6 protein-coding genes are annotated in these 12,036 nt (G+C 37.3%); 2 read left to right on the top strand and 4 right to left on the bottom strand.

What is annotated here, in order from left to right; translation table 11 throughout:
- Positions 1-490: 490 nt before the first annotated feature.
- Complete coding sequence (locus tag MHH81_RS03575; protein ID WP_340917957.1) at positions 491-3,847, bottom strand: S-layer homology domain-containing protein; 3,357 nt, start codon at positions 3,845-3,847, stop codon at positions 491-493.
- A gap of 321 nt (positions 3,848-4,168) precedes the next feature.
- Here MHH81_RS03575 and secA2 point away from each other — a divergent pair, with 321 nt between their 5' ends.
- Positions 4,169-6,538: an accessory Sec system translocase SecA2 gene (gene secA2, locus MHH81_RS03570; protein WP_340917955.1), complete on the top strand. Its 2,370-nt coding sequence runs from the start codon at positions 4,169-4,171 to the stop codon at positions 6,536-6,538.
- A complete protein-coding gene (locus MHH81_RS03565; RefSeq protein WP_340917953.1) occupies positions 6,535-7,431 on the top strand; it encodes an accessory Sec system S-layer assembly protein in 897 nt (298 codons plus the stop codon). The genes secA2 and MHH81_RS03565 overlap by 4 nt, the downstream gene beginning before the upstream one ends.
- A 187-nt stretch (positions 7,432-7,618) precedes the next feature.
- Here MHH81_RS03565 and MHH81_RS03560 read toward each other — a convergent pair whose 3' ends face one another.
- From MHH81_RS03560 to MHH81_RS03550, 3 genes are all read right to left on the bottom strand, one after another.
- Positions 7,619-8,329 carry a WecB/TagA/CpsF family glycosyltransferase gene (locus MHH81_RS03560; protein WP_340917951.1) on the bottom strand — a complete coding sequence of 237 codons (711 nt, stop codon included), beginning with the start codon at positions 8,327-8,329 and terminating at the stop codon, positions 7,619-7,621.
- Positions 8,330-8,346: 17 nt separating this feature from the next.
- Positions 8,347-9,630 carry a nucleotide sugar dehydrogenase gene (locus MHH81_RS03555; RefSeq protein WP_340917949.1) on the bottom strand — a complete coding sequence of 428 codons (1,284 nt, stop codon included), beginning with the start codon at positions 9,628-9,630 and terminating at the stop codon, positions 8,347-8,349.
- Positions 9,631-9,829: 199 nt separating this feature from the next.
- Positions 9,830-11,515, bottom strand: coding sequence for an S-layer homology domain-containing protein (locus MHH81_RS03550; RefSeq protein WP_340917947.1), 1,686 nt, complete (start codon positions 11,513-11,515; stop codon positions 9,830-9,832).
- Positions 11,516-12,036: the final 521 nt, after the last annotated feature.

Raw genomic sequence — 12,036 nt, 5'->3', positions numbered from 1 at the left:
TAGGTACAGACAAAGAAGCAACCAAATTTTTCACCTTGACTACTTTTTGCTTTATAGACAATTAACTTTCTTACATCCCTTAAAACTGTTGTACCTTTTGTTCTCCATACTTTCACATATACTTCTCCTCCTAAAATAGAAATAGCGCTAACTCAACTTAAAGAGTTAGCGCTTAGTGATATTACTATTATTCTATTTAATATTAATGGTTGAAAAGTGATTCAAAACGAATTAATGGCAAAAGAAAAGCCCTCCAGATATCTCTCTCCACAAGGCATTCTCTCATTCAATTATTCCATCAATAGAATAAAATCGGCTGAATAGTATTAGGACCTGGTACCCGAATCTTATCCAAAAAACTGTAAAGTGGAAACGGATAGCATAACTGCAACCTTTAACAAACAGAAAATCCCCTCAAGTCTCAAAAGACTCAAGAGGATTTCTGCAATTCTATTATCATTCAAACTCTAGTGAACTTGAATTATCTGAATTAGTTTTTAGCTAAATCAAATGTACCTTCAGCAGTTCCAAGATCAGTTACCGCTTGATTTACTTGTACTTGTGTAGAAGCAGGATTGTTTTTCACTGTAGTTGCAGCAGCAATTGCAGCTTGGAAAGCAACTTTTGCTCCAGCATCATATTCACCAGCTCCAGCACCCTCTACCGCTAAACCTTCTTTAGTTGTAGCAGCAGTGATTGCATTAGTTAGTGCAGTCAATGATACAACAACTTTAGTTGCTTCAAAATCGCTTGTAGCTGTTGCTAAAGTAGTTACTGCTGAATCTAATTGTGCTTGTGTAGAAGCAGCATTATTTAATACAGCTTTAGCAGCGTTAATAGCAGTTAGATATGTTGCTTTTGAACCTGTTGCATAGTTTCCATTAGCAAGACCTTCAGTTGCTCCATCATGTTTTAATTGAGCAGCTGTAACTGCAGTATTTAATACAGCGTTGTTAATTCCAGCAACTTTCACGCCAGTATCAAATTCTTCAGAGTCAACTGCTAAGTTACCAGTTGTATCTTGAATAAATCTAGCTCCATCAACTTCAACTACGTAACCAGTGTCACTGTTAGTGAAAGTAATTACGATCTCACTTGAACCAGCAACTACATTAGTTTGGTAGTCTTTGTGAGGTGTTAGAGCTGTATTTAAGTCTGAATCCGCATAAACAACTAAATCAGCAGCATATCTGTCAGAAGCAGTTTCTTCAAGTACTTCGCTGAATGTTAGGTATGCTGTATCTTTACCATTAACTGTTTCTAATTTTAATTTTTTACCTTTTGTATCAACAAGTGGTTTTACTGCGTCAGCTAATGTAACATCATGATCAACGTCAGCAGCTGCGCCGTTGAAGTCTACAAGTCCATTACCTGATACTGTTTTAATGTCATGACCTGCAACAATTTCAAGATCTAATCCAGTTACAGTAGTACCAAGATCATCTTCAAACTTAATTGTTACAGTAGAAGTTCCATCCGCTGTTACTGACTCAATGTCAGCACCTGCTAATTCAAAGTCATTTGCATCAGCATCAATGATTGGTTGAGTAAATTTAACTTTGATAGTACGTTGGTCTGTTAACAATGCAGCTGAACCTGTGTAACTAGAGTTATAGTTTGCAACAAGATCTGCTGCTTCACTGATAACATCTCTCATTCCTGATACAACACCATCGTAAAGGTTCCCAGCAACATCTTTAACATTCATTACTTGAATTTTCGTTAAAGTTGCACCAGTGAAATCAACAGTGCCATCTGCTTTACGAGTAGAAGAAATAACTACATCCTTTTTATTAATTTCTTCAGGGAATGTTAAAATTACAGCTTTTCCATCAGAAGTTGGAGTAATACTCACATCATCTGTAAGAGGTCTTGAAGAACCATCAAATGTCATTAAATAATTTGCTGGATTAGACAAAGTTGATAAGTCCATTTTTTCATTAAAAGTGATAAGAACTTGTCTTTGACTTGCACTTGCAGTTACTGAACTAATTGAAGGCCCAGTTGTATCTCCAACTTTAAGTTCAGTTGTGTACTCTAACATTTGGTTTTCAAGAGTAGTTGTATCCTTGATACCAGAAATTTTAAGAGTATTTGTTCCTGCTAGATCATTAACTAGGTCAAGTTCAACCGATTTGCTGTCTAATTGTTTTACAGCAGCAATTGTTAATTTATCTCCATCAGCATTTGTAACTGTGTAATATTTTTTGTCATCAGCTTTTACAGTTTTGTTGAATTTAACAACCACTTTAGATTTATCTGATGAAGAAACTCTTACATCTGTAACTTCTGGACGAGTTTGGTCAACTGTAGCAGTTACTTTTACTTCTTTAGTAGCATTAGCATTCCCTGAGTAATCTGAAACTGAGTCGATATATAATGTTGTTTCATATCCAGGTAGTTTGTGAGTACCAGTGAATTCAAATACGTATTTGTTTCCAGCTACTTTAGTGAAAGAGCTAGCTTTGTGTACTGTTGTACCTGATTTCCATGAAACATCTCCAGCTGATACTGTAGAAGGATCAATATCTTCACTGAAAGTAAGAGTTACTTTTTCAAGAGTAGCAGTTGTTTCAGTTACAGTAGGACCTTCTTTATCTTCAACTACTGTGAAATCAAAATCAGTAGCAAGAGATTTTAATGTAGAATAATCTTCTACTAATGAAACGTTAATTTTATGAGCTCCGATTGAAAGAACAGAAGCATCATAAGGTTTTAATACGATTTCTTTACCATCTGTTGTTACTGTACCGTAGAAAGCTTTTCCATCGATAGTGAAGTTTGATGATTTAGCATCTTTAACAGGCTCAGACATAACGATTTTAACAGCCTTATTACCAAGAGTTACAACTTTAGAAGCAGTTGGTAATGTGTTGTCAAGTGGTGAGAATTCAAAGTCTTTTACGCTAACTTCTTTGTCTCCTGCTTTAACGTTTGTTACTGACACTTTGTATTTCTTTTGGTTAGTCATTTTGATTTCAGTACCGTTAGATTCTTGACCAAGAGTCAATGTTACGGACTTACCATCTTCAGACAATTCAGCAAAATCGATTGCGCCTGCAGTTGTTGAGTAGTTGTCAGCATCTTCAGCGTCAGCTTTATCAACAGTACCGTCAAAAGCAACTACGATCTCTTTAAGGTTAGTCGCACTTACTGATACAACTTTAGTAGCGCCAGTAGTTGGAACTTCAGTTTTGATCACATTGTTAAGGAAAGTAGAGAATTGACCGCGAGTTACATTACCTTTTGGGTTGAATGTAGTAACAGTTGTGATGTTGAAGAAGTCTAATACATTGATTGCATCACGAGCTTCTTCTTTAGCAGCTGCTAAGTCAGTTACTTCTTTAGTGAAAGTTTGAGCATTCACATATTTTACTATTTCTGTTTTATTGACTGCGTCAAAAGCACGAACTAATACAAGAGCCATGTTTTCACGAGAGATTTTGTCTGCAGCAAGTAATTTACCGTTGCTACCTACAAATACGCCATTGTCTTTAACAAGAGCTGCGTATTTTACTAACTCTTCGTTAGCAGTTACAGGAACATCGTCGAAACGTTGAACTGTTTTGTAATCTGCAGGAACTTTTGCTCCTAAAGTTTCTAACCATTTACCAAGTAATTTAACTACGTCAGAACGAGTTAAATCTTTGTTAGGTTGGAATGTACCATCTGGGTATCCAGAAATGATGCCTTTTTCAACTAAAGATTTGATTGCTGCTTCGTGCGTGTTCCCTTTGATGTCTGTTAATTCTGCTGCTAATGCAGTTGGTACTACCGCTGTTGCTACTAATGCTGCTGAAGCTGCACCAGCTAAAAATTTACGATACTTCGTTGGTTGGTTAGCCATTGAATAATTTCCTCCTCTAGGTAAATATAAATTTGCAATCTATTAACACGGCAAAATGCTAATAGATTATCAACTACACATTAAAGTATAAATTGGTAATAGAATTCTGTCAATTACTTTATTGGAAACATATTAAACAAATATCCAAAATTAAGCATTTTTTTCGAACTCTAGTTACCATTATATAGTAATAAATCATTATTTCAAGCTATTTAACAAAAAACTATTCCTATAGAGGAAAGTTTAACCAATTTTAATTTCTCTTATAAATTATGCTATACTTATTAATTGTTGAGTACTTATAAAAAAGGAGACTGGCAAATGGCTCTGTTTTGGCAAAAAATTTTCCCATCAGTGGATGAAAAAAAATTGAATTTATATAAGAAGGAATTACTAGAAATAGATAATTGGAGTGATACACTTCGTGCTCTTACAGATGAGCAATTGCAAGAAAAAACCTCTGAATTTAAAGAGCGTCTTGCTCAAGGAGAAAAGGTGGAAACCATTCGTCCTGAAGCGTTTGCTGTAATTCGGGAAGCTGCAGATCGCGTGCTTGGCATGCGTCATTTTGATGTGCAACTAATTGGAGGCATGGTATTGTCTGATGGCCATATCGCTGAAATGCCTACTGGTGAAGGGAAAACATTAGTTGCTTCTCTTCCCTCTTATCTTCGCGCTTTAGAAGGTAAAGGTGTTCATGTTATTACCGTGAATGAATATTTGGCGAAGCGTGACCGTGAATTAATCGGTCAAATTCACGAATTTTTAGGCTTGTCTGTTGGGATTACATTACCCATGATGGATCCGAGTCAAAAAGCTTCCGCTTATGCAGCAGATATTACATATGGTATTGGTTCTGAATTTGGATTTGATTTTTTACGTGACAATATGACGTACAATGCCACTTCGCGTGTGCAACGTCCGTATCATTTTGCTTTAGTTGATGAAGTGGATAGCGTTTTAATAGATGAAGCAAAAACTCCATTAATTATTGCTGGGAAAACAGATGTTCATGATCAGCTAAGTACCCTTTGTGCAAAGCTTGTAAAATCGTTTAAAGTGGATGAGCATTTTCACTATGACTTAGAAACGAAGACAGTAAGCTACTCCGAAGAAGGAATCGAACTGATCGAACGCTTCTTCTCTATTGATAATTTATATGATTTGGATCACCAAACACTCTATCACTATATGATTCAAGCATTACGTGCACGCATGATGTTCGCCCGGGATGTAGATTATATTGTGAAAGAAGGAAAAGTATTACTTATTGATATGTTTACTGGTCGTCCTATGGAAGGCCGAACGTTATCGAATGGGCTTCACCAGGCGATTGAAGCAAAAGAAGGATTACTTATTTCAGAAGAGAACAAAACACAAGCTTCTATTACTATTCAGAACTATTTCCGTATGTACCCTTTACTTTCTGGTATGACAGGGACTGCAAAAACAGAGGAAAAAGAGTTCCAGGAATTATATGCGATGAACGTTATGAAAATACCTACTAATCGACCAATTATTCGTGAGGACTTACCTAATCGTATTTATGCAAGAATTGAAGATAAGTATAAAGCTGTAGCAGAGAAGACGAAGGAACTTCATACGACTGGGCAACCTGTGTTAATCGGTACTACTTCTATTATTCAATCGGAAGAAGTTTCGAAGTATTTAAAACAAGAAGGTATTGTTCATGAAGTGTTAAATGCTAAAAGTATTGACCAAGAAATTTCCCTTATTTCATTAGCAGGTCAAAAAGGTACTGTAACAGTTGCGACGAATATGGCAGGTCGTGGAACAGACATTATGCTAGGCGAAGGTGTGGCTGAACTTGGCGGACTGTATGTTATCGGGACAGAGCTGCATGAGTCTCGCCGTATTGATAATCAGTTAAGAGGTCGTTCTGGTCGTCAAGGAGACCCTGGTATGTCCGAGTTTTTCATCTCTTTAGAGGATGAAATGTTCAAACGCTATGCTGGGGAAGAACTGGAGAAGCTAGTTGCTACTGTAAAACCAGCAACTGATGGGCTTGTGCAAGACAAAAAGGTGGAAGAATTTATTACTAGAACACAACGTATTTGCGAAGGTGCAAGTTACAGTGTTCGTGAGTACAATTTAAAGTTGGATAATGTGTTGAATGTTCAGCGGAAGACTATTTATGAACTTCGTGACCATTTAATTTATGGTGAACAAATAGAAGAAACTTTTGTTACATTCATTAAAGAGTTCCCTATACACGAAATTAACTTTTTCTTCGATGAAGAACGTGAGCTTACGGAAGCCGATTTCCAAACACTTCGTCAGGTATTTTTAGATGCGATGCCTGGTACATCGTTACCCGCTTGGGATGTAGCCCCTTCTATGGATGAAGTGAAAAAGCAAGTAAATGCACAAATCGATGTGTATAAAGATACGGTATTGGAACTGTTGAACCATGCAACGGAGAAAGAACAATTACGTTTGTACTTAATTGGTAGAGTAGATCATCACTGGTTACAGCATATGGATGCGATGGATAAACTAAAAGAAGGTATCGGTATGCGTAGCTATTCCCAAGAGGATCCGATGAGACAATATGAACGGGAAGGTCTTGTACTCTTTACCAAAATGGTTCATGGTATCGGGAAAGGCGTCGCGATGGAGATTGCCAATTTAGTTAACCAGCATACTACTAATGGAGGCGAAACAGAATGAGCATAAAAATTCCATTTTTCAAAGGTACTTCTAAGAACAAACAGAAAGAAACAGCCATTTCTTCGGAAGAAATTTTAGAAAATGCCGCTGCCGTTGGAGAAGAAGAAGTACTTACGAAATTATACTTTTTCGGTGGAAAACCAAAGCAAATAGAGGATCAATACTATTTTCAGTTTTTATTGAACGAGTTGGCTCCTTTGAAACGTAATCAACTATCTCTTTCACCCCTGGAGTTGAGAATCGAAGAAGAAACTGTGTACGCACAGTTCTTCTTCCGTCAATCTTTAGAGAAAGAGATTACTCTTGGAACCACTCCCCTTGTTTTATTAGATGAAAGTGGAAAAATGTTGGGCCGAATCGATGCAGATTTGAGTGAACTTGGTGTAATACCTGCTGAGAGCGCTATGCCTTGGATTGTCGCTTTTGAAAAAGAGCATTTACTTGTTCCTGTCGAAGATATTTTAAAGGAAAACTGGTCAATTGCTTTTGAACAAAAACTTCCCCACCGTTTAGATTTAGACGAGAATTGGGAACAATCATTAGCGAGTGCAGATAAAGAACAATTAGCTAAAGTGGTGGAAGGTTTAGCTGTTCCCAAGAAAAATGAATTGAATTTCATGGGATTACAGCAGCGTTTTCAAGAGGATGGTAGCTTGGCTGTAACGATTTTAATTCGCAGTGGTCATGAAAAGAATGTATCCATTGAAAAACTACCATTAGAGGTAATGGATGCAGCAAAAGAAATTGTTGCTAAAGGCGCATTTACTCTACCTCCTCTTACCGTTCAAGCGAATACAAGTAAGCCTTGGACATTTATCTTCCCTAAGGAAATGGTCTTGAAAGAGCAGCCAGATTTTTCTAGTTGGTCCGTTAAAGTAATAGAGAATAATTAACACAAAAAAGCCTAAGTAAATTTTCATTTACTTAGGCTTTTTTGCGTGGGCAACCAACCGACTTTTTTTGGAAATTGTTCATATATATTATTGAGGAAATTATCCTTACAGTTTTTATGCTACCATCTTTTCTTCCATACTTCAATAGAAAAAAGCCTGTCAACAAGAAAATTTTAGAAAATTTTCTTTACTTTGATTTTAGTGTTTCCAGTAAAAACTTAGGTAAAACCATTTGTCGTTGTAAGCGTGACGGCTCTTTTGCCAGTCTATAGAACCATTCTAGTCCTGTTTTTTGGAAAAATTCTGGTGCGCGTTTGATGTTTCCTGCAAGTACATCGAAAGACCCTCCTACTCCTTGGTACAGAGAAGGATGAAGTTGATCCCGGTTTGCTTCGATCCACTCTTCTTGTCTAGGGCTACCCATCGCTACAAAAAGGATGTCTGGTTTTGCTTCGTTGATTTTGTTTTTGACAATTTCATTGTCTTTTTCATAACCATCTTGCGTACCAGCAACAATTAGTGATGGGTATGTGAACTGAAGTGCTTCCGCTGCCTGTTCAGCAACACCTGGTTTTGCTCCGTATAGGAAAATTGATTTACGTGTTCTCGCAGCTTCTCTAACGATGCGGTCCATCATATCAATACCCGTTACGCGCGATTTGATGTTTCCTTTATTTAGCTTCGAAGCAAGAATTACTCCTATGCCGTCCGGAATTTGAAATTCCGCACGGTTTAGAAGGTCTTTTAAAGATTGGTCTTCTTTTGCTTTCATGAGCTTTTCTGGATTGATTGCCACAACAAGTGATTTTTCGTTGTTGTCTATTCTTTGGAATAGTTTTTTGATCAGCTCATCGTAATTTTCGGTGTTTACTTTAACGCCAAGTATGATTTCTTTCATCGGTTTGATTGCTCCTATTAGTTAAGGTTTTTGTTTTTAGAGTCACCTAGAGTGTTAAAAACAAATCCTGCTCGCTCCCATATATCGCGTTGCAGACAGTTTTTCGTATCGAATACGATTGGTGTTGCTACGTTATCTAGGATGCTTGTTGGTTGTAGCTCTTTAAATTCGTTATGATCTGTTAGTACCAGGATAACGTCGGCTGCTGATGTTGCTTCTTGAAGTGATTGCGTTTGTGTCGGATGCGTATTTGTTTTAATATGCGGATCGTATGACACTACTTCTAGTCCTAATTTTTGTAGTTCTTCGATTACGTCAGTTGATGGACTTTCACGCATATCATCGACATTCCCTTTGAAAGCTAGTCCAAGAACAGTAATTTTTCCTGTTGTTTTTTTAGCTTCTTGTAGAATTTGAGATGTTTTTTGGGCTGTGTACGCCGGCATGCCATCGTTTGTTTTACGTGCAAGCTCGATGATTTTCGCTTCTGGGCTTAATTCCACTAGGAACCAAGGATCTACCGCGATACAATGCCCCCCAACTCCAGGACCTGGATAGTGAATGTTCACTCGTGGGTGGAAGTTTGCGAATTTAATAGCTTCCCAAACGTTTACGTCCATTGTTTCTGCAATTTTTGCAAGTTCGTTTGCAAATGCTATATTGACGTCACGGTATGTGTTTTCCATTACTTTCACAAGCTCAGCTGTTGTTGCATCCGTAATGTGAATTTGCCCTTTTACGAAAGTTTCATATAGTTCTTTTGTTAGTAGTGAAGACTTTTCGTTGATACCACCAACGATACGGTCGTTTTTAATCAATTCCTCGAATATTTTACCAGGGATCACGCGCTCTGGTGAATGGGATACGAATAGGTCTAACCCTAGTTCCAGGTTAGCTTTAATTAGCTCTGGCAGCATCACGTTTTCCACTGTCTTTGGTGGCACTGTCGATTCTAATACGACTAAGTTTCCTTTTTTCAGGTAAGGAACAACAGATGCAGTTGCTGCGCGTACATATTCTAAGTTAGCTGTTTTGTCTGAGTTTATTGGCGATGGAACTGCGATGATGAATACATCGGCTTCCACCGGTTTCGTTGATGCTGTTAAGAAGCCTTCATCTATCGCTCTATCTAGACGCTCTTGAAGACCATTTTCTTCTATATGAAGTTGCTTGTTTTGAATCATTTCAACTGCTTTTTCGTTTACGTCTACGCCATGTACGCGGACACCGTGGTTAGCGAATGTTACTGCGGTTGGAAGTCCGATGTAGCCTAGGCCTACCACACATATTTTTTTTTGCATTTTGGGTACTTCCTTTCTTTATTTACCTTGCAATATTATAGCATATTTTGTTGGATTCGGCGATTATTGAGGAGATTGGGGTTTTAGGTGTAGGATTTTTTCGGGGGAATACTTAGTTAGACATAGATAAAAACCATTGACCTGTGTAAAAGGTCAATGGTTTTTATTGTTATATTAGAAATCAGTAGTTGCTGGTGTATTATTTTTTTGCGTTTTCTACTGATGCTTGTTTACCATTTTTGTATGTTACTGTGAATTTTACTTTTGTTGGTACTCCAGTAAATTTACCTTCTACTGCCCAAATACCGTCTGCTACATAATCAAATGCAGGGTCGAATGGCATTGAAAGTTGCGTAGCTGTTGGGAATTCTTTTGCTAACTTGTCTGTTAGTGTTCCTTTTCCTAGTACAGTTCCTGCTTCGTCAAACCATTCTGCAGTTAGGGTAGCAACGTCGCTTAGTGTTTTATTTTCAGTTAGACCTGCTCCAGCTGAATACATTGTTCCACTAACGAATCCGAAGTCTTGCGCTACGATACCACCTGATACGGTTCTTGTGTTTTCAATAGAAGCTTCTTTACCGTTTTTGTATTTCACTGTGAATTTCACTTTTGCTGGTTCACCAGTAAATTTGCCTTCTGCAGTCCAATAGCCGTCAGTTGCATAGTCAAATGCTGGATCGAATGGCATTGAAAGTTGTGTAGCTGTTGGGAATTCTTTTGCTAATTTGTCTGTTAGCGTCCCTTTTCCTAATACGTTTCCTGCTAGGTCATACCATTCTGCTGTTAGTGATTCTACATCACCTAGCGTTTTATTTTCAGTAAGACCTGCTCCAGCAGAATACATGCTTCCACTAACAAATCCAAATTCTTGTGCTACGATATCGCCTGTAGCGATTCTAGTGTTTTCTACAGAAGTTGTTTCGCCAGTTTTGTATGTTACAGTGAACTTCACTTTTGTTGGTTCGCCAGTGAAGTTACCTTCTGCTGTCCAATAACCGTCTGTAATGTAGTTAAAGTTTTCATCGAAAGGCATAGAAAGTTGAGTAGCTGTTGGATATTCTTTTGCTAATTTGTCTGTTAGCTTTCCTTTTCCTACTACTTTTCCTGCATGGTCATACCACTCTACAGATAACGACTGAACGTCATTAAGTGTTTTTCCTTCTGTTAATGCCGCGCCAGCTGTGTAGCTTGTTTCAGTAAGGTTTCCAAAGTCTTCTGCTACGATCCCACCAATTTTGTTTTCACTTCTAAAAATGAATGAAGCCATTTGTCCACGTGTTACTAATTTTTTTGGTTCGAAAGTAGTTGCTGTTGCTCCTGTTGTAATTTCATTTGAATACAACGTTTGGATATAATTTGCAGACCATTGTTTAGCGTTTACATCTGTGAAAGGAAGATCTGCTGCAAGCTTCACTTCATCAAATCCAAAGCCTAGCACGATCATTTGAGACATTTGAGCTCTTGTTAACGTTTCTTTTGGTTTAAATGTTTTATCTTCAAATCCTTTGATTACTCCCTCTTTTACAAGAGCAGCAATATATATGTAATACGGATTTTCCTTGTTCACATCTTTAAATTCTGGATCTGTTACATTTTTAACATCTAAATCAAGCGCTAATGCCATAATTTTAGCAGCATGTTCACGGCTAATAACTTGGTTCGGTTTGAATGTTCCATCTTCATATCCTTTAATAATTCCTCTTGAAGCTAAACTTGTAACAGCTTCATAGAAATGATGGCTCGGAATGTTTTTCACATCCGAAAATATAGGTGTTAGTGCTTGTACTTCTTCTGCTTGTGTTAGAGATGGTGCAGCAGAAACAAGTGCTCCTGTAGCTAGTGCGGTTGCCAAGGCAACATTCAATAATTTTTGATACTTACTCATTATGTAACCCCCGTTATAATTGGCTTTTTTAGCCTTTTGTCTTCCAATTAATATTATCATGGGGCTCCGTTTTCTAGTTCGGCCAATTTACGGGTGTATTACCAATTAGTAAGATCTTGTGTTTTTCTGATATTGATTAGGGGTTTATTGCCATTTAAGTTAGATTTCTTTCTCCTGATTATTGATTTAAAAAACCCTTCGTACCGTGGTTTTGCATGAATTATTAGTTATGATGTTACTTCTGATTTTTTTCTTTACACTTCTTATATTGTGTATGTTTTTTCACAATCTGTTTTTCGGTATATAATGGTAAGTGTTTTTTTAGTTATGTTTGTTGGCTTTTAATTAATTATTACTCCATTAGTTGGTACTAGTTCTATTACTCTGAGCGCTTGTACTATTTAGTATGGTGATTAGATTTTGAAGTAGATGTTATTACAGTTTTGTTACTGGTGCCTGGCACCAGTAACAAAACTGTAATAACGATGTGAGAATAGACAAAGTGAATATAGACAAAATAA

Source organism: Psychrobacillus sp. FSL H8-0484 (assembly GCF_038005325.1).
Classification (GTDB): Bacteria; Bacillota; Bacilli; order Bacillales_A; family Planococcaceae; genus Psychrobacillus.
This window is presented reverse-complemented; position numbering and strand designations above follow the sequence as displayed.